Source organism: Rhizobium sp. R635 (assembly GCF_002211285.1).
Classification (GTDB): domain Bacteria; phylum Pseudomonadota; class Alphaproteobacteria; order Rhizobiales; family Rhizobiaceae; genus Rhizobium.
Window position 1 is genome coordinate 19,681 of the sequence record NZ_LOKX01000015.1, and the last position, 20,509, is coordinate 40,189.

General features: G+C 61.4%; 20 protein-coding genes. 6 read left to right on the forward strand and 14 right to left on the reverse strand.

Going from position 1 to position 20,509, the window contains the following annotated elements:
- Positions 1–134: 134 nt before the first annotated feature.
- Positions 135–860: a beta-ketoacyl-ACP reductase gene (locus ATY78_RS14040; RefSeq protein ID WP_088682942.1), complete on the reverse strand. Its 726-nt coding sequence runs from the start codon at positions 858–860 to the stop codon at positions 135–137.
- Positions 861–932: 72 nt separating this feature from the next.
- The gene (locus tag ATY78_RS14045) at positions 933–2,114 is read right to left on the reverse strand and encodes an acetyl-CoA C-acetyltransferase (protein WP_088682943.1); all 1,182 of its coding nucleotides are present in this window, start codon (positions 2,112–2,114) and stop codon (positions 933–935) included.
- Between the two features lie 241 nt (positions 2,115–2,355).
- Here ATY78_RS14045 and phaR point away from each other — a divergent pair, with 241 nt between their 5' ends.
- Entirely contained in the window at positions 2,356–2,928 is a 573-nt protein-coding gene (phaR, locus tag ATY78_RS14050; RefSeq protein ID WP_008528469.1) for a polyhydroxyalkanoate synthesis repressor PhaR, read from the forward strand.
- Here phaR and ATY78_RS14055 read toward each other — a convergent pair.
- The 5 genes from ATY78_RS14055 to ATY78_RS14075 all read right to left on the reverse strand — a co-directional run bounded on the left by ATY78_RS14055 (position 2,923) and on the right by ATY78_RS14075 (position 6,033).
- On the reverse strand, positions 2,923–3,330 hold the full coding sequence (locus ATY78_RS14055; RefSeq protein WP_088682944.1) for a hypothetical protein: 408 nt from the start codon (positions 3,328–3,330) through the stop codon (positions 2,923–2,925). The genes phaR and ATY78_RS14055 overlap by 6 nt on opposite strands.
- A 143-nt stretch (positions 3,331–3,473) precedes the next feature.
- The gene (rpmF, locus tag ATY78_RS14060) at positions 3,474–3,659 is read right to left on the reverse strand and encodes a 50S ribosomal protein L32 (RefSeq protein ID WP_003543812.1); all 186 of its coding nucleotides are present in this window, start codon (positions 3,657–3,659) and stop codon (positions 3,474–3,476) included.
- A 156-nt stretch (positions 3,660–3,815) separates the two neighbouring features.
- A complete protein-coding gene (locus ATY78_RS14065; RefSeq protein WP_088682945.1) occupies positions 3,816–4,463 on the reverse strand; it encodes a glutathione S-transferase family protein in 648 nt (215 codons plus the stop codon).
- Between the two features lie 13 nt (positions 4,464–4,476).
- The gene (locus ATY78_RS14070; protein ID WP_088682946.1) at positions 4,477–5,199 is read right to left on the reverse strand and encodes a DUF1868 domain-containing protein; all 723 of its coding nucleotides are present in this window, start codon (positions 5,197–5,199) and stop codon (positions 4,477–4,479) included.
- Positions 5,200–5,295: 96 nt separating this feature from the next.
- A complete protein-coding gene (locus tag ATY78_RS14075) occupies positions 5,296–6,033 on the reverse strand; it encodes a transglycosylase domain-containing protein (protein ID WP_190237460.1) in 738 nt (245 codons plus the stop codon).
- Between the two features lie 134 nt (positions 6,034–6,167).
- On the opposite strand from ATY78_RS14075, the gene ATY78_RS14080 reads away from it, so the two are divergent.
- Positions 6,168–7,082, forward strand: coding sequence for a polyprenyl synthetase family protein (locus ATY78_RS14080; RefSeq protein WP_088682947.1), 915 nt, complete (start codon positions 6,168–6,170; stop codon positions 7,080–7,082).
- A 9-nt stretch (positions 7,083–7,091) separates the two neighbouring features.
- Here ATY78_RS14080 and hisC read toward each other — a convergent pair whose 3' ends face one another.
- The 4 genes from hisC to ATY78_RS14100 form a co-directional block, all read right to left on the reverse strand.
- Entirely contained in the window at positions 7,092–8,153 is a 1,062-nt protein-coding gene (gene hisC / locus ATY78_RS14085; RefSeq protein ID WP_088682948.1) for a histidinol-phosphate transaminase, read from the reverse strand.
- Positions 8,154–8,169: 16 nt separating this feature from the next.
- Positions 8,170–9,420 (reverse strand): flavodoxin-dependent (E)-4-hydroxy-3-methylbut-2-enyl-diphosphate synthase, encoded by a 1,251-nt coding sequence (ispG, locus tag ATY78_RS14090; protein WP_088682949.1) that lies wholly within the window; start codon positions 9,418–9,420, stop codon positions 8,170–8,172.
- A 96-nt stretch (positions 9,421–9,516) separates the two neighbouring features.
- Entirely contained in the window at positions 9,517–10,710 is a 1,194-nt protein-coding gene (locus tag ATY78_RS14095) for an MFS transporter (RefSeq protein WP_088682950.1), read from the reverse strand.
- A gap of 63 nt (positions 10,711–10,773) precedes the next feature.
- Positions 10,774–11,550 carry a DeoR/GlpR family DNA-binding transcription regulator gene (locus ATY78_RS14100; RefSeq protein ID WP_088682951.1) on the reverse strand — a complete coding sequence of 259 codons (777 nt, stop codon included), beginning with the start codon at positions 11,548–11,550 and terminating at the stop codon, positions 10,774–10,776.
- Between the two features lie 145 nt (positions 11,551–11,695).
- Between ATY78_RS14100 and ATY78_RS14105 the strand changes: the two genes are divergently transcribed.
- From ATY78_RS14105 to ATY78_RS14120, 4 genes are all read left to right on the forward strand, one after another.
- Positions 11,696–12,553, forward strand: coding sequence for a DMT family transporter (locus ATY78_RS14105; protein ID WP_088682952.1), 858 nt, complete (start codon positions 11,696–11,698; stop codon positions 12,551–12,553).
- Between the two features lie 154 nt (positions 12,554–12,707).
- Complete coding sequence (locus tag ATY78_RS14110) at positions 12,708–13,481, forward strand: amino acid ABC transporter substrate-binding protein (protein ID WP_088682953.1); 774 nt, start codon at positions 12,708–12,710, stop codon at positions 13,479–13,481.
- A 209-nt stretch (positions 13,482–13,690) separates the two neighbouring features.
- Positions 13,691–14,371: an amino acid ABC transporter permease gene (locus ATY78_RS14115; RefSeq protein ID WP_088682954.1), complete on the forward strand. Its 681-nt coding sequence runs from the start codon at positions 13,691–13,693 to the stop codon at positions 14,369–14,371.
- Entirely contained in the window at positions 14,368–15,129 is a 762-nt protein-coding gene (locus ATY78_RS14120; protein WP_088682955.1) for an amino acid ABC transporter ATP-binding protein, read from the forward strand. Before ATY78_RS14115 ends, ATY78_RS14120 begins: the two co-directional genes overlap by 4 nt.
- A gap of 55 nt (positions 15,130–15,184) precedes the next feature.
- Here the strand turns inward: ATY78_RS14120 and ATY78_RS14125 are convergent, their stop codons facing one another.
- The 3 genes from ATY78_RS14125 to ATY78_RS14135 all read right to left on the reverse strand — a co-directional run bounded on the left by ATY78_RS14125 (position 15,185) and on the right by ATY78_RS14135 (position 20,402).
- Positions 15,185–15,757 (reverse strand): NAD(P)H-dependent oxidoreductase, encoded by a 573-nt coding sequence (locus tag ATY78_RS14125; protein WP_088682956.1) that lies wholly within the window; start codon positions 15,755–15,757, stop codon positions 15,185–15,187.
- A 266-nt stretch (positions 15,758–16,023) separates the two neighbouring features.
- Positions 16,024–19,488: a pyruvate carboxylase gene (gene pyc / locus ATY78_RS14130; protein ID WP_088682957.1), complete on the reverse strand. Its 3,465-nt coding sequence runs from the start codon at positions 19,486–19,488 to the stop codon at positions 16,024–16,026.
- 173 nt (positions 19,489–19,661) lie between these two features.
- A complete protein-coding gene (locus tag ATY78_RS14135) occupies positions 19,662–20,402 on the reverse strand; it encodes a LuxR family transcriptional regulator (RefSeq protein ID WP_088682958.1) in 741 nt (246 codons plus the stop codon).
- Between the last annotated feature and the right edge of the window lie 107 nt (positions 20,403–20,509).

The window sequence follows — 20,509 nt, forward strand, 5'->3', positions numbered from 1 at the left end:
CTCGCGGCAACGAGTGCCGGTCAAGATTAGGGTTCAGCGGGACCGGAACATCGGCAGCCGCCTCTGACTCCCCGAACAAAAAAAAGGCGCGTCCTGCAACGCGCCTTTGCAAATCGATAAGCATTCGTGCTGCGTTAAACGAAGAACTGCCCGCCATTGGCCGTCAGCGTCGAACCGGTGATGAAGCCGGCATCGTCGGAGGCGAGGAAGGTGACGCAACGCGCGATCTCTTCAGGCTCGCCGAGGCGGCCGACCGGGATCTGCGGAATGATGCGTTCGTTCAGCACCTTCTCCGGCACGGCAAGCACCATCTCGGTTCCGATATAACCGGGGCAGATGGCGTTGACGGTGATATTCTTCGCCGCCCCTTCCTGGGCGAGCGCCTTGGTGAAGCCGAGATCGCCGGCCTTGGCGGCCGAATAATTCGCCTGTCCCATCTGGCCCTTCTGGCCGTTGATCGACGAGATATTGACGATACGGCCGAAGCTGCGGTCGCGCATGCCCGTCCAGACCTGATGCGTCATGTTGAACAGGCCGGTGAGGTTGGTGTTGATCACCTCATGCCACTGCTGCGGCGTCATCTTGTGGAACATCGCGTCACGGGTAATGCCGGCATTGTTGACGAGGATTTCGACCGGCCCGATCTCGCTTTCGATCCTGGCTATTCCCTCGCCGCAGGCGGCGTAGTCCGAAACGTCCCATTTGAACACCGGAACGCCGGTGGCCTCATGGAAGGCGTTGGCCTTCTCGTCGTTGCCGGCATAGTTGGCAGCAACCCTGTATCCGGCATTTTTCAGCGCTACGGAAATCGCCGCGCCGATGCCGCGTGTACCACCAGTGACCAGAGCCACTCTGCTCATGTTCCACTCCCCTTCTTTGTTTTTTGCCCGCCTCACGGCGGGCTTTTCAATCAATGACGGATAGTATGCTGTTTAAAGCGCCTCAAAGCACATGGCGACACCCATGCCGCCGCCGATGCAAAGCGTGGCGAGGCCCTTCTTCGCGCCGCGGCGCTTCATTTCGAACAGCAGCGTATTGAGAACGCGCGCGCCGGAGGCACCGATCGGATGGCCGATGGCGATCGCCCCGCCGTTGACGTTGACGATCGACGGATCCCAGCCGAGATCCTTGGTGACGGCGCAAGCCTGCGCCGCAAAAGCTTCGTTGGCTTCGACGAGATCGAGATCGCCGACCGACCAGCCTGCCTTTTCGAGTGCCTTGCGCGACGCCGGGATCGGGCCGGTGCCCATGATCGAAGGATCGACGCCCGCCGTTGCCCAGGAAACGATGCGCGCAAGCGGCTGGATGCCGCGCCTAATAGCTTCGGCTTCGCTCATCAGCACGGCGGCGGCAGCGCCGTCATTGAGGCCGGAGGCGTTCGCGGCCGTGACCGTGCCCTCCTTGTCGAAGGCCGGGCGCAGCTTGCCCATCGCCTCCAGCGTGGCGCCGTGACGGATATATTCGTCGGCGTCGACGGTCACGTCGCCCTTACGCGTCTGGATGACGTAGGGGATGATCTCGTCGGTGAAGCGGCCGGCCTTCTGCGCAGCTTCAGCCTTGTTCTGCGAAGCGACGGCAAACTGATCCTGTTCGTCACGCGAAAGCTGCCACTGCCGCGCGACATTCTCGGCGGTGATGCCCATGTGATAGCCATGGAAGGCGTCGGTCAGGCCGTCCTTGATCATCGTGTCGACCATCTTCATGTCGCCCATCTTCGTGCCGCCGCGCAGATGCGCGGCATGCGGCGCCATCGACATGGATTCCTGGCCGCCGGCAACGATGATCTTGGCGTCGCCGGTGGCGATCTGCTGCATGCCGAGCGCGACGGCGCGAAGGCCGGAGCCGCAGAGCTGGTTGACGCCCCAGGCGGTCGCTTCCTTCGGAATGCCGGCCTTGATCGCGGCCTGGCGGGCCGGGTTCTGGCCCTCGCCGGCGGCGAGCACCTGGCCGAGGATCACTTCATCCACTTCGCCGGCATCGACGCCGGCGCGCGCGAGCGCACCCTTGATCACGGCCGCGCCGAGTTCGTGCGCGGGGACCGTTGCGAATGCGCCGTTGAACGAGCCGACGGCTGTCCGACCTGCGCTGGCGATGACGATGGATGAATTGCTCATGGGGAGGCTCCTCGTTTTTTTCGTCCCACTTACATAAGTGGAAACTGGCAAAGCTTTGAGCGCAAGTCAAACGCGAAGACCGCCTGCCGCCATTTTTCAGCGGCACGCCGTCAAAGCCGATTTATCTGCTCTGTTAAAGGTTTGCCGCAACGCACAAAGAGATTGTCACCGGCCTTCTTTTGCGTTTACAGTCTCAGGTGGAGGAACATCCATAAATCAGACGGGGGTACAGGAGACTGATATGGCGAAGAATGAGGGTCAGATCGTTATCAAGAAATACGCCAATCGCCGCCTGTATAACACAGGCACCAGCACCTATGTGACGCTGGAAGATTTGGCGGAGATGGTGAAGAAGGGCGAAGATTTTATCGTCCAGGATGCAAAAAGCGGAGATGATATCACGCATTCCGTGCTGACCCAGATCATCTTCGAACAGGAATCGAAGACCGGCAACACGCTGCTTCCGATCTCCTTCCTGCGCCAGCTCATCACCTATTACGGCGATCAGATGCAGATGGTCGTGCCGAGCTTCCTCGAGCATTCGATGCGCGCCTTTACCGAGCAGCAGTCCCAGATGCGCGAGCAGGTGAACCGCGCTTTCGGCGAGACGCCGCTCGGCAAGAACCTGCAATTGCCGATGCAGATGGTGGAAGACCAGGTTCGCCGCAACACCGAGCTGTTTCAGCAGGCGATGCAGATGTTCTCGCCCTTCATGACGCCGCCCGCAAAGGAAAGCCGCAAGGCTGAGGCCAAGGATATCGACGAGCTGAAAGAACAGCTCCGCGCCCTTCAGAACAAGCTCGATAATCTATAATCCGATAGAGACATCCCGCCCGGCGCTTCGGATCGAGACGGCAAAACCACCGATCACATCGATCAGAGCGATCGTCATCAAGATGAAGAAAACCTGCGTCGCAGCATCCTGGACGAGCAGAAACTCGACCAGGAAGGCGATGAACACCAGCATCGACAAGATGTGGTTCATCAGGTTGCCGGAACCGGGCCTGGTCGCTCTCAGGATTTCGAAGAAGAGCACGATAAGGGCGACGACGATGAAGAGATCGCCGAGCGCCATGCTCCAGATCGCGCCCGAGAGCATCGACAGGACGATGATGTCATTATGCAGCGCCGCAATGCCGCCGCCGCCCATCAGGCCGAGCATCGCCAGATTGTAAAGAATAAACGGGATAATCATCAGAGGCACGGCGGCTATCATCGGCAATCTCCTAGCGGAGAAAGAATACTGCCGCAAACCGTTGTCTCACTTCAAGCCATTGCAAATATTATATCGCCGAAATGCAAAAGGCCGACGTGACGCCGGCCTTTGAAACTTTCGATCGGACAAGCCGGATCGGAAAATTATGCGCTTTCCTTCGGCGTCAGAACCTGGCGGCCGCGATACATGCCGGTCTTCAGATCGATATGGTGAGGACGGCGCAGTTCGCCGGAGTTCTTGTCTTCGACGTAGGTCGGAGCCTTCAGCGCATCAGCCGAACGGCGCATGCCGCGCTTGGACGGGCTCGTTTTTCTCTTCGGTACAGCCATTTTTCTTACTCCACTTGCGGGCAAAACATTCCCACGGCCAGACTGGCGGCCGAAACGGACATGTCGCGATTTCGGAAATTTTGCGCGCTTATACATGCATGGGGCGGCCTTGACCAGTCCCCATGCGTATTTTTTGCAAGGCCGATGATTCGAGGCTCAGACCTCGTCTTCCGGCACGATCCAGGGCTCGGCGCGGGCCGCCTCTTCCCATTTCCGCCAGGCCGGATGCGCCTTCATCGTCTCCATATAGGCGAACGTATCCTCCCGGCTGACGAGTTCATAGATGTCGAACCGGTTGACGACCGGCGCAAACATCGCATCCGCGCCGCTGAACGCGCCAAAGAGAAACGGGCCGCCGGATTTCTGCAGAAGGTCTTGCCAGATCGCCTCGATACGGCTGACATCGGCGTTGACGCCATCAGGCAATGCGATCCCGCCCTTCGGCCGGCGAATATTCATCGGGCAGGCATTGCGCAGGGCACGGAAGCCTGAAAGCATTTCCATCGAAACAGAACGGGCGAGCGCCCGTTCGGCACGGTAGCGCGGCCAAAGGCCGGCGTCCGGATAAAGCTCGGCGGCATATTCGATGATCGCCAGCGATTCCCAGATCTTCAAACCACCATGCTGCAGGACCGGCACCCGGCCGCTCGGCGATATCGCCTTGATATTGGGATTGCCGGCCGCGTCGTCGAAGGGGATCAGGATTTCTTCGAAATCGACGCCGGCGCCCGTCAGCGCCATCCACGGCCGGAAAGACCAGGAAGAATAATTCTTGTTGGCGATGTAGAGCGTCGGTCTGTCCATAAGCCTCTCCCGTTCAGGCATCGAAATCGAAGATCAGCAGTTCGTGGAAATGGTTCATGTCCTCGAACACACAGAATGCCGGCGGCGCAAGCTCGAAAACGGGGGCCTTGCGGCGGATATCCTCGGCCACCTCGTCGAGCATCGCCTGCCATCGCGGCAAGGCTTCATCCTCCAGCCGCTCGATCACATAGGCGAAGGTGATGTGGAACTTGTAATCCATATGGTTGGGCTGGCGATAGCCGAGAAGATCGGCAAGCGCATCGCGCCAGGCCCGCATGACCTTGCGGTCCTTCTCCGTCGCTCCGTCGACGAGCAGGCCCGACGGCCGGGCTTCGACGACGGTGACCTTGAAGGGTTCGGCCATCGAAAAGCCTTCGAGCCGCGCCGCCATGAGTTCGGTCATATCCTCGATCGGCGTCTCGATAGGGAGGTCTACAGGCCAGCAGTCCTGCCGGCGCCTCGTCTCGATGACGCCTTCGAAAAGCGTCATGTGAAGGCTCGAGATCGGCGTGAAGAGAAATTGCGGCGCCTCGGGCATCGCCAGATATGCCTCGCGCGCCTCTATCAGCACCGCCTGGGTCCTCGAACCCTTCTCGATGTGGCAGACGATGGTGTTGCCGGCTTCCGGCAGGAAACCGCCGATCTTGCCATAACGGCTGCCGAGATGGGTGGGCGGGTTTTGATTATGCGTCGTCGAGTAGAGGAGAAGTTCGGGAGAAAACGTGGTCGTGGTCATGGGCGACTCGGGGGCTCTGGTTGGACTGCATTCGCCCATATGGCAGAACCAAGAATGTCAGATGACGCTCGCAGTCACCAACGACAACTTATGATCTCATTCATAGATGCACTTGATGTAATCGCCCGAACCCTGCGCACGCCTCTCGATGACGCCGGCAAGCCGGCGAAGGCCCCGTCCGGGCTTGCCGGCGTTGCGGTCGATCGGGTTCGGCAGCGAAACGGCGAGCAGCGATGCCTGGCGTCGTGTCAGCTTCGAGGCCGGAACCTTGAAATGGTGCTGGGCCGCCGCCTCGATGCCGTAAATGCCGGGACCCCATTCGGCGATATTGAGATAGATTTCCATCAGCCGCCGTTTCGACAGGACGAAATCCGTGGTGACGGCGAGCGGAAGCTCCATCGCCTTGCGCGCGAAGGAGCGGCTATTCCAGAGGAAGAGGTTCTTCGCCGTCTGCATCGGGATCGTGCTGCCGCCGCGCGTCGCCTGACCTTTCAGCGTATCTTCGACCAGCATGCGCATTTCGGCCCAGTCGACGCCGCCGTGGAAGCAATATTGACCGTCTTCGGACATCATCACCGATTGCACCAGGACCGGGGCAACCTCGTCCAGCGATACCCATCTGCGGTCATAGCCGCGCAGCAGCACGAGATCGCGCAGCATCAGCGTCGAAACGGGATGGATGAAGGGCAGCAGGTAAAGGAAGATCAGCACGTAGGGAAGGATCAGAACGGCCAGCAAGCCAAGAACGATACGCTTCAGCACAGGCCGATTTTCGAACCATCGCCGACGGGCCGGCATGTCGGCGATATCCTCTCTCTCCGGCGCTATATCCAATGTCCCAAGCCCATTTCGCTCCCTATCGTTCTCATAGCGCCTGTGAGGCGCTTATGCCAGAGCACAAGGGAAATCTTGCTGCAGTCATCGACAATTCCGTTGCAAGCCCCGGTGCCCCATGCCAAACAGCGCCCATGGACGCGAACCGGGACACTTTCGAGACGAGGCTTAGGAACAACGCCCGCGAAATCGAGGCGCTGCTCGACACGCTGCTTTCACCGAGCCCTCTTTCCGATGAAATCGCCAGGCCCGAAACCTTACGCAGCGCCATGCATTATGCCGTTCTGAACGGCGGCAAGCGGCTGCGCCCATTCCTAGTTTCCGAAAGCGCCGCCCTTCTCGGCGGCGATGAGCAGGCAGCACTTCGGGTCGGCGCCGCGCTCGAATGCGTTCACTGCTATTCCCTCGTGCATGACGATCTGCCGGCCATGGACGATGACGACCTGCGCCGCGGCAAGCCGACGGTCCACGTCAAGTTCGACGAAGCCACCGCGATTCTCGCCGGCGACAGCCTGCTGACCTACGCCTTCGACATCGTCGCCGCGCCGGAGACCGCCCTTCCCGATACGAGCAAGGCAGCGCTGGTGCTGGCGCTTGCTCGCGCGGCCGGTCTCGGCGGCATGGCCGGCGGCCAGGCGCTCGATCTCGCCGCCGAAAGACAGGCGCCCGACGAGACCGGCATCATCCGCCTGCAGGCGATGAAAACCGGCGCGCTGATCCGCTTCGCCTGCGAGGCCGGCGCCATTATCACCGGTAGCCCGCCCGAAGATCGCCGCCGCCTGCGCGCTTTCGGCGAAAAGATCGGTCTTGCCTTCCAGCTCGCCGACGACATTCTCGACCTGACCTCGGATGCGGCGACCATGGGCAAGGCGACCGGCAAGGATGCGGCCCGTGGCAAGGGAACGCTCGTGGCGCTCCACGGCATGGAATGGGCTGAAACCGAACTGCGCCAGCACGTCCGCGATGCCGAAGATCTGCTCGCCCCCTACGGCGCCCGCGCCTCGATCCTCACGGCCGCTGCGCATTTCATCGCCGACCGGAAGAGCTGAGCCGGCAGATCAAGTCGCCAATATTTCCTTGAGAGCGGCAACCAGCCGTGCACATTCCTCGTCGGTGCCGATGCTGATGCGCAGGAACTCCGAAATGCGCGGCTCGGCGAAACGCCGGACGAGAATCCCACGCTCCCGCAGCCCGGCCAGAAGGGCTGCGCCCGGCCGGTTTTCATGCCTTGCGAAAACGAAATTCGCCTGCGACGGCAGCACCTCGAAATCCAGCGCCTCAAGCTCCCGCACGAGACTTTCCCGAGTAGCGATGACTTTCCGCCGGCATGTCTCGAACCATGCTTCGTCCTTGATCGCCGCCGTCGCCGCGACCTGGGCCAAGCGGTCGAGCGGATAGGAATTGAAGCTGTCCTTGACGCGCACCAGCGCCTCGATCAGGTCCCGGTGCCCCAGCGCGAAGCCGACGCGTAGACCTGCGAACGAACGGGATTTCGACAAGGTCTGGATGACCAGAAGGTTGGGATATCGAGAAATGAGCGGCACGGCGCTTTCGCCGCCGAAATCGACATAGGCCTCGTCTATCACGACGACCGCATCCGGATGAGCAGCAACAAGCACCTCAATCCCGGCCAGCGGCAGTCCGATACCCGTCGGCGCATTCGGATTGGGGATGATGATCGCGCCGCACGGCCCGTCGTAATCCGCAAGCCGAATCCGGAACTGATCGTCGAGCGGTATCTCGATCGCCTCGACACCATATAGCAGGCTATATGTCGGATAGAAGCTGTAGGTCACATCGGGATAGAGAAGCGGCAGATCGTGTTTCAGCAGCGCCTGGAACGTGTGGGCGAGAACCTCGTCGGAACCGTTGCCGACGAAAACTTCCTCCGCCGTCAGGTCGAAACGGGCTGCGATCGCCTCGCGCAATTCGGTGGCGGCGGGATCGGGATAGAGCCGCAGACGATCGTCCGTCGCTTGCCTGATCGCCTCGATCGCCCTTGGGGACGGCCCGTAGGGATTCTCATTGGTATTGAGCTTGACCAGGCCGGGAATACGCGGCTGCTCGCCCGCGACATAGGGCCGAAGCTTGCTGACGATATCAGACCAGTACCGGCTCATTCGAACGCCCGGGCCTTCATTCCGCTGCCGTTCGCTGGCCGAAACGCTTCTCGATATAATCGATGACAAGCGCCTCGAAATCGGCGGCGATATTGGGGCCGCGCAGCGTCAGCGCTTTCTTGCCGTCGATGAAGACCGGCGCGGCCGGCGTCTCGCCGGTGCCGGGAAGCGAAATGCCGATATCGGCATGCTTGCTTTCGCCCGGCCCGTTGACGATGCAGCCCATGACGGCGACGTTCAGCGCCTCGACGCCGGGATATTTCTCGCGCCAGACCGGCATGTTCTTGCGGATGTCGTTCTGGATGTTCTGGGCCAGCTCCTGGAACACGGTCGAGGTCGTGCGCCCGCAGCCCGGACAGGCGGCGACGACGGGCACGAACTGCCGGAAGCCCATGACCTGCAGGATTTCCTGCGCCACCTGGACTTCGCGCGTGCGGTCGCCGTTCGGCTCGGGCGTCAGCGACACGCGGATCGTGTCGCCGATGCCGTGCTGCAGCACGAAGCCCATCGCCGCCGACGAAGCGACGATGCCCTTGCTGCCCATGCCGGCTTCGGTGAGGCCGAGATGCAGCGCGTGATTGGAGCGCTCGGCGAGCATGGAATTGACGGCGATCAGATCCTGCACCTGGCTGACCTTGGCCGAAAGGATGATGCGGTTGCGCGGCAGGCCGATTTCCTCGGCAAGGGCTGCCGACAGCAGCGCCGACTGCACGATCGCCTCGCGCGTCACCTGTCTTGCCGAAAGCGGCGAACCGGCTTCGGCATTCTGGTCCATCAGCGCCGTCAGCAGATCCTGATCGAGCGAGCCCCAGTTGACGCCGATGCGCACCGGCTTGTCGTAGCGGATCGCCATCTCGATGATCTCGGCGAACTGCTTGTCCTTCTTGTCCTTGAAACCGACATTGCCGGGATTGATGCGGTATTTCGCCAGCGCCTCGGCGCAGGCGGGATGATCGGCAAGCAGCTTGTGGCCGATATAGTGGAAGTCGCCGATCAGCGGCACGTCCATGCCGAGCCGCAGCAGCCGCTCGCGGATCTTCGGCACGGCGGCGGCACTCTCGTCGCGATCGACGGTGATGCGCACCAGCTCCGAACCCGCCCGGTGAAGGGCGGCGACCTGCGCGACGGTCGAATCGATATCGGCCGTATCCGTATTCGTCATGGATTGCACGACGATCGGCGCGCCTCCGCCGACGATGACGCCGCCGACATCGACGGCGACGGAAGCACGGCGCGGTTTTGGATCAAAATCGGCGGCTGAAGACATGAAGAGTTCTTGCACCCCTAAAAACAGTGCCTTTCAGGTGGATCATGACCGCTTTCTTGTCAACCGCCCACTATATCACTTTTGTTTGGAGGCGGCTCAGTGGCCGCCTCCGGAGACACCATCGGCATAATGGGCCAGCTTGGAGAACAGGAGAACGAAGAGCAGCAGCACCGGCAGCGCCATGAAGACGACGGCAAAGCCGATATGCTCGGCGACGAAGCCGATGACGGACGGCGCGACCAGCATACCGGAATAACCCATGGTCGTGACGACCGAGATGCCGATGCCGGGCTTCAGGCCGGGAATATTGCCCGCCGCCGAGAAGGCGATCGGCACCATATTGGAAATGCCGATGCCGCAAAGGGCAAAGCCCAGAATGGCAATCTCCGCATCCGGCGCGAGGCTCGCCAGCAGCATGCCGGCAACGGCAAACAGCGTGCAGATGCGCAGCGTCTTGACGCCGCCGAGACGGTCGCGCACCAGGTCGCCGGCAAAGCGCATGATCGCCATGGTCGCCGAAAAGGCTGCGAAACCGAGACCGGAAAGCGCGATCGACGCATCCATTTCCTGCCGGAGATAAAGCGCGCCCCAATCCAGGACGGCACCTTCCGGCACCATGGAGAACAGCGCCATCAATCCGAGCAGCCACGGCAGCGGCACCATCGGCAGCTTCGTCTTTTCCTTCTTGGCATCGGGATGCGGCGGATCCGCAAGGATCATCGGCCATGCCACGGCAAGGAAGATTGCCGTCAGTACCGTCGCCAGCTGCGCATGGCCCGGAATGCCGAGCTTGGCGATCACGATGCCGCCAAGACCCGAGCCGATCAGGCCGCCAAGGCTCCAGAAAGCATGGCAGGAGGACATGATGGCGCGGCGCATGGATTTTTCGACGGACACCGCATTGGCGTTCATCGCTACATCCATCGCGCCGATGAAACCGCCGAACAGGAAGAGAGCGATTGCCCCGGTGATCACGTTCGGCGCGAGCGTCAATGCCAGAAGCAGCGGCAGCACGCCGACCGCCGTCGCCCGGACGACGACACGCGAGCCGTGTCTGGCGATCTGAGCGCCGGCAATCGGCATCATGACCAGCGAGCCGAGGCCGAAGACCAGGATCATCAGCCCGAGTTCGAATTTGGTCAGACCGAGACGCTCGGCAAAATCCGGGATCTTCGGCGCCCAGCAACCGACGACGAAGCCGTTCATGAGAAAGAGCAGGGAAACCGCCGCCCTGCTTCTGGTAATGAAACCGCTGCGGACTCCGGGCGGCGCATTCACATGACTGTCCATTTTCGGTCTTTCCTCGTTTTCGGGCTTGGGAGCACCCGTTTTTCTTAACTCTGCAACGGCGGCTCAGTTCGTTTTTTCGGCGATGACGGTTCTGCATCCACGCTCGCGGTAACCCGCAAGAATGGCGGGATCGGCATCGTGCTCGACGACGAGGCACTCGCAATGGGCAACCGGCAGGATGCTGTGGGGAGCAGCGGTGCTGAATTTCTCCGAGGTTACGGCCGCCAGCACCTTCTTGCTTCTCGATGCCGCAAACCGCTTGAACTCCGCGTCCTCGAAGCCGAACACCGTAATGCCGGCTTCGAGATCGATGCCGCAGGCGCCGAGGATGCAGAGATCCGGCGAAATCTGCTCCATATCCCGCAAAGCCTTGGCGCCGAGCGCACCGCCGGTCTGCCGGTCCACCATGCCGCCGATCAGGATGACGTTGACGGCAGGCTTGTCGATGAGCGCTGCGGCAATCACCGGCGCATTCGTCGCGGCCGTCAGTTCGAGTTCGGCGGGCAAGGCATTGGCGATCGCCAGATTGGTGCTGCCGGCATCGAAAAACACGCACGAACCGGCAGCGATCTGCTTCGCCGCAGCCTGCGCCAAGGCCTGCTTGCGGTCGGCCGCAAACCCCATGCGCTGCGTCAGGCTTCCGTGTGCCGGCGAAACCGGCAATGCGCCGCCGTAAACTCTCTCGCAAAGGCCCGCCGCCGCCATTTCACGCAGGTCGCGCCGCACCGTATCCTCGGAGATGCCGAATTCGAGCGCAAGTTCCGCCGCCAGCACACGGCCTTTCAACCGCAGCCGCTCGGAAATCACGCCTTGACGCTCTCGCAACAGAAAATCCTGCATGTTCCTGCCGGGTTAATGTCTGAAATACTGAAAACATGCATAAAAACTTACAATCGTGCAGGCAACATGCACGTTCGCACGTTTTCTGACGCGGTGAAACAAAGCTCCACCATTTGGCGAAACTGACTATTGACCGTCCGTCCCCGTGAAAAACTCCATCAACCTGGGCATTCTGCTCACGACCGTCTCCTATATGGCGTTCACTTTCCATGACGCGATCATCAAGATCCTCGTGGTCAGCATCCCGGTCTGGCAGATCCTGTTTTTCCGCAGCCTGACGATCCTGCTCGGTTGCCTCGCCTATGGTCGCGACAAGCTCATCCATCAGACGATGACGTCGCCGATTATCGCCCGCCGCATACTGCTTCTCTCCGCCTGGCTTTCCTATTATTCCGCCGCAAGCCGCCTGCAGCTTGCCGAAATGACCACGCTTTATTACGCCGCGCCCGTCGTCGGCACCCTGCTTGCATGGCTCATCCTGAAGGAGGAGGTCACGCTAGCGCGCTGGCTGGCAGTCGGCGTCGGTTTCGTCGGCGTGCTCATCGCCTGCAATCCGATCGGCCTTACCATTTCCTGGCCGGTCTATCTGGCGCTGCAGGCGGCCGTCCTCTGGGCCGCGGCCATGGTGCTGCTGCGCAAGACCTCGCTGCACGAGAAAACCATCGTCCAGCTGGCCGTTTCCAACGTCTTTTTCCTTGTTATGACGGGCGTTGCCGTTCTCTATACCTGGCGGACCCCTGATATGACGCAGCTGATGCTTCCCGTCGCCACCGGCGTCGTTGCCGGCGCGGCGCAGTTAGCCCTCTTCGAAGGCATGCGTCGGGCGCCCGTCTCCGTGCTTGCGCCATTCGAATATACCTCTCTCGTCTGGGCCTTCCTTCTCGGCTATCTGATCTGGGCCGATATCCCCATGCCGAATGTCATCGCAGGCGCATGCATGATCCTCGGCGCCGGGCTGATCATCATCGTCAGCGAAAGGCTGCGCCGCCGCATCGCGGTATGATGCGCATTTTCCACGGCTTTCGGGATTGAGGCGACTGCTTGAGAAAAATATTTGCAGTTGCTGCTTTTATTCGCAGTTTTCTACGCTTCCGGCGCCCTAGTTTTCTGCAAAGTATCCCTCATCCGATCACAACCTCCCAAGGATGGATAGAACAATGAACTGGTTGAAAACCGTTGCCGCCGCTGCCCTCATTCAGGCTGCCGCCCTCCTGCCCGCCCATGCCGGCGAAAACCTCACCGCCATCAAATCGGCCGGCGTCTTCAAGATCGGCACCGAAGGCACCTATGCGCCCTTCACCTATCATGACGAAAGCGGCAAGCTCGTCGGCTTCGATGTCGAGATCGGCGAAGCCATCGCCGCCAAGCTCGGCGTCAAGGCCGAGTTCGTCGAAGGCAAGTGGGACGGACTGATCGCCGGCCTCGACGCCAAGCGTTACGACACCGTCATCAATCAGGTCGGTATCACCGAGGCCCGCAAGCAGAAATACGACTTTTCCGAGCCCTACATTGCCTCCAAGGCTGTGCTGATCGTCCGCGAAGGCGATGACAGCATCAAGACTTTCGCCGACCTCAAGGGCAAGAAATCGGCCCAGTCGCTGACCAGCAACTTCGGCAAGATCGCCACCGAATCCGGCGCCGAGCTCGTCGGCACCGATGGTTTCGATCAGTCGATCCAGCTCGTCCTGACCAAGCGCGCCGATGCGACGATCAACGACAGCCTGTCCTTCCTCGATTTTAAGAAGCACAAGCCGGATGCGCCGGTAAAGATCGCCGCCGAGCAAGAGAATGCCGATTATTCGGGCATCATCATCCGTAAGAACGAGCCGGAGCTTCTCGCCGAAATCAACAAGGCGCTTGCCGACATCAAGGCCGACGGCACGTACAAGAAGATCGCCGACAAGTATTTCGGCCAGGACGTCTCGAAGTAAGCTCTGCTCAAGAAGTCCCCACCCCAACCTCTCCCCACAAGGGGAGGGGCTTTGGTGGCGCAGCGCCTCATCTCAAAATAAACGTCTCGACTTGCAGCTCGGTCGCTATTTCGTGAGGGGCGGGAGCCGGATTAAGTCCCTCCCCCTTGTGGCGAGGGGTTGGGGAGGGGTATTCGAGATATCACGACCCAACCGAGAGGGAACATCCCTTGCCGCACTGGCTCCAATTGATGGCGGAATCGCTTCCCTCGCTTCTCTGGGCGGGGCTGATCTTCACCATCCCCCTCACTCTGCTGTCCTTCGCCTTCGGCCTGATCCTCGGCCTGGTCACCGCGATCGCCCGCCTTTTCGGCCCGGCGCCGGTCGCGGCGATCGCGCGCTTCTATGTCTGGGTCATTCGCGGCACGCCGCTGCTCGTCCAGCTCTTCGTGATCTTTTACGGCCTGCCGAGCATCGGCATCCTGCTCGACGCCTTTCCCGCCGCTCTCATCGGCTTTACCCTAAATATCGGCGCCTACAGCTCCGAAATCATTCGCGCCGTCATCTCCTCGGTGCCCAAAGGCCAATGGGAAGCCGCCTATTCGATCGGCATGAGCTGGCGCCAGGCGATGAGCCGGACGATCCTGCCGCAAGCCGCCCGCGTCGCCGTCCCGCCTCTGTCGAACACCTTCATCTCGCTGGTCAAGGATACCTCGCTCGCAGCCGCCATCACCGTGCCGGAGCTCTTCCAGGCCGCGCAGCGCATCGTCGCCACCACCTATGAGCCGCTGATCCTCTATATCGAGGCAGCGCTGATCTATCTCGTCCTGAGCTCCGTCCTGTCGCAACTGCAGGTGCGGCTGGAGCGCCGTTTCGCGCGTTACGGCGGCATGCTGGAGGCAAATGCATGATCGAGCTTTCCAACATCGAAAAGCGCTTCGGCGATGCCGTCATCCTGAAGGACATCAGCATCCGCATTCCCGAAGGCAGCGTCACCGCCCTCGTCGGCCCGTCCGGCGGCGGCAAGAGCACGCTGCTGCGCTGCATCAACCTGCTCGAAATCCCGACATCAGGCGCGATCCGCCTCGGAGAGGAAACGCTCTCCTTCGCGCCGGGCAAGAGAACGAGCTGGCAGGCGATCCAGAAAATCCGCCGTCAGACCGGCATGGTCTTCCAGAATTTCCAGCTCTTTCCGCATCAGACCGCGATCGAAAACGTCATGGAAGGCCTGGTGACGGTTTTGAAGTGGCCGAAGGAAAAGGCGCGCGAACGCGCCATGGAACTGCTGACCAAGGTCGGCATGGCGCACAAGACCGATGCCTGGCCTTCGACCTTATCGGGCGGTCAGCAGCAGCGTGTGGCGATCGCCCGGGCGCTGGCGCCTTCGCCGCGTGTGCTTCTCTGCGACGAGCCGACCTCGGCGCTCGATCCGGAACTCTCGGCGGAAGTGGTCGACGTGCTGGGTCAGCTTGCCCGCGAAGGCACGACGATGGTCATGGCGACCCACGATCTCCGGCTCGCCTCGAAAATCGCCAATGACGTCGTCTTCCTGGAAGCCGGGGGCGTGGTGGAAACGGGCAGCGCGAAAGCCATTTTCACTGCGCCCGAGCGCGAACGCACCAAGCGCTTCATCTCGACGATCAACGCCGCCCATACCTATGATATCTAATTGTCTCACGTGAATCGTGATTCACGTGAGACGCTTTGCTTCTAAGCGATCTGCCTCAGGCCGCGGTGACGACCGAGCGCGCTGCCTTCAGCGCATTGCCCCACCAGATGAGCTGGTCGAGCTGGTTCTTGGCCGCCTCGTTGAGGTGCGGGTAGTCGCTGAGGCTCTTGCCTTCCTTGAGCACGCTCAGATATTCGCTGAAGGCGATGTGGACGCCCGTTTTCACGGAAGCGGCAGCCATTTCCACGAAAATCAGCCTCAGATGCTCGACGGCGCGCGCACCGCCGACGCCGCCGTAACCGACGAAGGCGACCGGCTTGTGGATGAATTCACCGAGATCGATGGCATTCTTCAGGACAGCGGTCGGTGCGTGGTTATATTCGGCGGCGGTGAGGATATAGCCGTCGAATTCGCGCAGTTTCTTTTTCCAGCGCTCGGCCGTCTCATTCTCCGCTTCCGTCGCGCGCGCTTCGCCGAAGAACGGCAGCGGATAATCGCGAAGATCCAGCACCTCGACGGCAAGCTCGGACCGCTCTCCGGCAAGGCCGGCGATCCATTGGGCGGGATGATCGGCAAAGCGGCCGATACGCGTGCTTCCGACGATGACGGCGATTTTCAACTGGCTCATGGGGTTCTTTCCTGTTGAATGGCGAGGTCGCTGGAGCGCCGCGTCCGACAGGGCACGCCATGGACGCTCCTTGAACAGCGTATAATCCTTTGGAGTTAGACGCCGGAGTTGTTTTTAGGAAAGAAGCGCCGTGCCCGGCAAGCCGGAAATACCGCGGAAAGCTTGAAAGTCCCTCATTCCGATCGGCCGATTGCACACAATCGAGTGATCGCGGCAAAAGAGGGTGAGCTGCCGGAGCGTGATTTCCGCTCCGGCAGCCAAGCTGTTTACCCGCCGTAGACGACGAGCAGATCCTTGGCGTCGATCTGGTCACCGGCTTTCACCAGCACTTCGGCAATGGTTCCGTCCTTTTCCGCATGGATCGCGGTCTCCATCTTCATCGCCTCGATGGAGACGAGCACGTCACCGGCACTGACGGCCTGGCCTGAAGAGACGAAGACACGGCTGATGACGCCGGGCATCGGCGCGCCGACATGGGCGGCATTGCCGGGTTCGGCCTTACGGCGCACGGCCGCACCCGTCGCCCCATGCGCCCGGTCCGGCACCTTGATGCGGCGCGGCTGGCCGTTGAGCTCGAAGAAGACGGTGACCATGCCTTGGCTGTCGGTAGCGCTCATCGCCTGGTTGACGATGACGAGCGTCTTGCCCTTCTCGATATCGGCAAACAGCTCCTCGCCGTCCGCCAGCCCATAGAAATAGGCGGGCGTCGGCAGCACCGAGACCGGGCCGTAAGTATCGGAGGCAAGTGCGAAGTCGGTGAAGACCTTCGGATACATCAGGTAGGAGGCGAATTCGAAGTCGCTGACCTCGCGCTCCAGCTTGGTCTCGATCACCTTGCGCTCGGCATCGAGATCGGCTTCCTTCAACAGCGAACCCGGACGCACCGTATAGGGCTTGTCGCCCTTCAGCGCCTTCTTCTGCAGCGCCTCCGGCCATCCCGACGGCGGCTGGCCGAGATCGCCCTTCAGCATCGAGACCACCGATTCCGGGAAGGAGACTTCGCGGTCCGGGCTGACCACGTCGGCGACAGTGAGATCCTGGGAGACCATCATCAGCGCCATGTCGCCGACCACCTTGGAGGACGGCGTCACCTTGACGATGTCACCGAACATCTGGTTGGCGTCGGCATAGGCCTGCGCCACCTGATGCCAGCGGGTCTCCAAACCCAGCGAACGGGCCTGCTCCTTGAGGTTGGTGAACTGGCCGCCCGGCATTTCGTGGAGATAGACTTCCGAGGCCGGACCCTTGAGGTCGCTTTCGAAGGCGGCATACTGGTTGCGCGCCGCTTCCCAATAGAAGGAGATGCGGCGGATCCATTCCGGATCGAGGCCCGGATCACGCTCGGAACCGGAGAGCGCCTCGACGATCGAGCCGAGACAGGGCTGCGAGGTATTGCCGGAGAGCGCATCCATCGCCGCATCGACGGCATCCACACCGGCTTCGACCGCGGCAAGAACGGTCGCCGCCGCAATGCCTGAAGTATCATGCGTGTGGAAATGGATCGGCAGGCCGGTCGCCTCGCGCAGCGCCTTGAACAGCACCTTCGCTGCCGCAGGCTTGAGCAGACCCGCCATGTCTTTCACAGCGATGATATGGGCACCGGCCTTTTCCAGTTCGACGGCAAGGTCGGTGTAGTATTTGAGATCGTATTTCGGGCGAGCCGAATTGAGGATATCGCCGGTATAGCAGATCGCCGCCTCGCAGAGCTTGTTCTCCTCGGCGATGGCATCCATCGACACCCGCATGTTCTCGACCCAGTTCAGGCAGTCGAAGACGCGGAAGAGATCGATGCCGCCACGGGCCGCCTGGCGGACGAAGTATTTGACGACATTATCGGGATAGTTGGTGTAGCCGACACCGTTGGCGCCGCGCAGCAGCATCTGCAGCAGCAGGTTCGGCGCGCTTTCGCGAATCAGCGCCAGCCGTTCCCACGGATCTTCCGTCAGGAAGCGCATCGAAACGTCGAAGGTGGCGCCGCCCCAGCATTCGAGCGACAAGAGGTTCGGCAGCGCATGCGCATAGGTGCCGGCGATGCGGGCGATGTCATAGGTGCGCATGCGGGTGGCGAGCAGCGACTGGTGGCCGTCGCGCATCGTCGTGTCGGTCAGGAGCACGCGCTTCTCGTTGCGCATCCACTCGCCGAACTTCTGCGGGCCGAGCGTGTCGAGCAGCTGCTTGGTGCCGTCCTTGACGCCATTGCCGTTGCTGTAGGGCACCACCGGCTTGGCGGCATTCTCCAGCGGCTTCGGCCTGTCCTTGGCCTCGGGATGGCCGTTGACGGTGACGTCGGCGAGATAGGTGAGCAGCTTCGTCGCGCGGTCCTGACGCTTGACCTGCTGGAAGAGCTCCGGCGTCGTGTCGATGAAGCGGGTCGTGTAGCTGTTGTCACGGAACTTCTGGTGGCCGATGATCGCTTCGAGGAAGGTTAGGTTGGTGGCCACACCGCGGATGCGGAATTCGCGCAGCGCCCGATCCATACGGCTGATGGCCTCGGACGGGTTAGGCGCCCAGGCCGTCACCTTGACCAGCAGCGGATCGTAATAGCGGGTGATGATGGCGCCGGAATAGGACGTGCCGCCGTCCAGACGGATGCCGAAACCGGAAGCCGAGCGGTAGGCGGTGATGCGGCCGTAATCCGGAATGAAGTTGTGTTCCGGATCTTCGGTGGTGATACGGCACTGCAGCGCATGGCCGTTGAGGCGGATGTCGGCCTGGGCCGGAACGCCCGATTCCGGCGTGCCGATCGCATAGCCGTCGAGGATATGGATCTGCGCCTTGACGATATCGATGCCGGTGACGACTTCTGTCACCGTATGCTCGACCTGGATGCGCGGATTGACTTCGATGAAGTAGAATTTGCCGGTATCGGCATCCATCAGATATTCGACGGTGCCGGCGCCGATATAGTTCGTCGCCTGCGCGATCTTCAGCGAATAGCCGGCAAGCTCCTGGCGCTGCGCTTCCGTCAGATAAGGAGCCGGCGCGCGCTCGACGACCTTCTGGTTGCGGCGCTGGATGGAGCAGTCGCGCTCGAAGAGATGCACGACGTTGCCGTGCGTGTCGCCGAGGATCTGGCTTTCGACATGGCGGGCGCGCTCGACGAGCTTTTCCAGATAGACCTCGTCCTTGCCGAAGGCGGCCATCGCCTCGCGCTTGGCCTCGGTCACCTCACGGGCGAGATCCTTCGGGTCGCGGATGGCGCGCATGCCGCGGCCGCCGCCACCCCAGGAGGCCTTCAGCATGACGGGATAACCGATCTCTTCGGCCATCTTAGCCACCGCGGCCATATCGTCCGGCAGCGGCTCGGTCGCCGGCACCACAGGCACGCCGACCGAGATCGCCAGGTTGCGCGCGGCCACCTTGTTGCCGAGCTGGCGCATCGTATCGCCCTTCGGGCCGATGAAGATGATGCCGGCCTTGTTGCAGGCATCGACGAATTCGGGGCTTTCCGACAAGAGGCCGTAGCCCGGATGGATGGCATCGGCGCCGGAAAGCTTGGCGACGCGGATCACTTCGTCGATCGACAGATAGCTTTCGATCGGCCCGAGATCGCGCGCAAGATGCGGGCCGCGGCCGACCTGATAGCTCTCGTCCGCCTTGAAGCGGTGCAGCGCCAGCTTGTCTTCCTCCGCCCAGATCGCCACCGTTTTTATTCCAAGCTCGTTGGCCGCGCGAAACACGCGGATGGCAATTTCAGAGCGGTTGGCAACGAGTATCTTGGATATGGGCAAAACGGTTCCTCCACGTTCAGACGCGGGCATGCTGCACCCGCGAAGAAAATTCTTAACTTCTTGTCACGGGAAGTTCAATTTCTCTTGCGACTGCGAAATGCACTTTCTCGCCATGCCAATATACGCCGCATTGAGAATACATAGCAGCGTCGGTGCGACACAGACCTGGAAAGCTAGCTTATCAGGCCATGGCGGAAGGCGAGCGCCACCGCCTGCTGCCTGTTTTTCGCTTTCAGCTTATCCTGCAGGCCGTTCATGTACCAGTCGACGGTATGGTTCGAGATCTTCAGCAATTTGCTGATCTCCATCGAGGTCATGCCTTCGGCGAGATAACGCAGGATTTCCATCTCGCGTCGCGTCAGCGGCGTCTCGGCCGGCAGCATCGTTTCCAGCGCCTGCGCCTCGCCCTTCAATTCGAGCAGCCGCCAGAACGTCTTGCGCGCCACCGCCTCGAACAGCGAGAGCTCCACGGGTGACAGCTCGACCGGCTTGCCGCTGATGTTGAGGCTGCCCAAAATGCCGTTGCGCCCGTGAACCGGAAAGATATAGCCGTCCTCCAGCCCGTGGCCGAAGGCGTCGACCATCATCTGCTCCATGCGGCGCTCATGCGCATCCTTGCGAAACGCAGCCATGCTCTGCCGCCAGCGGAAGGGCCGCTGGGCATGAGTGAGGTAGCGCACCAGCGGGTCGATCAGCACATATTTTTTCGCGGCGTAGATCTGGGGCCAGTGCTCGGGCCAGGAGCCGGCGAGCGCCGCGGTCCAGGGCTCGGGCTTCTGCTGGGAATGGCGCGCCAGGCTGTAATATTCAAAGCCGCAGCCGCGGATCACCTGCTCCAGTTCACTGACGAGGGCCGCGGGATTCGAGCATTCCTCCAGGATGACAAGCAATTGAATCAACGAATTAATATTCACACAAATGCCCCTTGCGAGGCCGTCGGCGGCTTTCGGATTGTCGCGAAACGGTCTTCTTCAAAAAATGCAGTCTCTAATTTAATGCTGCGCTAAATGTTTATTAAAAT

Bases quoted from the DNA above. Each gene is read 5' to 3' on its own strand.
- ATY78_RS14040 (WP_088682942.1), bottom strand. From the start codon at position 860: ATGAGCAGAGTGGCTCTGGTCACTGGTGGTACACGCGGCATCGGCGCG.
- ATY78_RS14045 (WP_088682943.1), bottom strand. From the start codon at position 2,114: ATGAGCAATTCATCCATCGTCATCGCCAGCGCAGGTCGGACAGCCGTC.
- phaR (WP_008528469.1), top strand. From the start codon at position 2,356: ATGGCGAAGAATGAGGGTCAGATCGTTATCAAGAAATACGCCAATCGC.
- ATY78_RS14055 (WP_088682944.1), bottom strand. From the start codon at position 3,330: ATGATAGCCGCCGTGCCTCTGATGATTATCCCGTTTATTCTTTACAAT.
- rpmF (WP_003543812.1), bottom strand. From the start codon at position 3,659: ATGGCTGTACCGAAGAGAAAAACGAGCCCGTCCAAGCGCGGCATGCGC.
- ATY78_RS14065 (WP_088682945.1), bottom strand. From the start codon at position 4,463: ATGGACAGACCGACGCTCTACATCGCCAACAAGAATTATTCTTCCTGG.
- ATY78_RS14070 (WP_088682946.1), bottom strand. From the start codon at position 5,199: ATGACCACGACCACGTTTTCTCCCGAACTTCTCCTCTACTCGACGACG.
- ATY78_RS14080 (WP_088682947.1), top strand. From the start codon at position 6,168: ATGGACGCGAACCGGGACACTTTCGAGACGAGGCTTAGGAACAACGCC.
- hisC (WP_088682948.1), bottom strand. From the start codon at position 8,153: ATGAGCCGGTACTGGTCTGATATCGTCAGCAAGCTTCGGCCCTATGTC.
- ispG (WP_088682949.1), bottom strand. From the start codon at position 9,420: ATGTCTTCAGCCGCCGATTTTGATCCAAAACCGCGCCGTGCTTCCGTC.
- ATY78_RS14095 (WP_088682950.1), bottom strand. From the start codon at position 10,710: ATGGACAGTCATGTGAATGCGCCGCCCGGAGTCCGCAGCGGTTTCATT.
- ATY78_RS14100 (WP_088682951.1), bottom strand. From the start codon at position 11,550: ATGCAGGATTTTCTGTTGCGAGAGCGTCAAGGCGTGATTTCCGAGCGG.
- ATY78_RS14110 (WP_088682953.1), top strand. From the start codon at position 12,708: ATGAACTGGTTGAAAACCGTTGCCGCCGCTGCCCTCATTCAGGCTGCC.
- ATY78_RS14120 (WP_088682955.1), top strand. From the start codon at position 14,368: ATGATCGAGCTTTCCAACATCGAAAAGCGCTTCGGCGATGCCGTCATC.
- ATY78_RS14125 (WP_088682956.1), bottom strand. From the start codon at position 15,757: ATGAGCCAGTTGAAAATCGCCGTCATCGTCGGAAGCACGCGTATCGGC.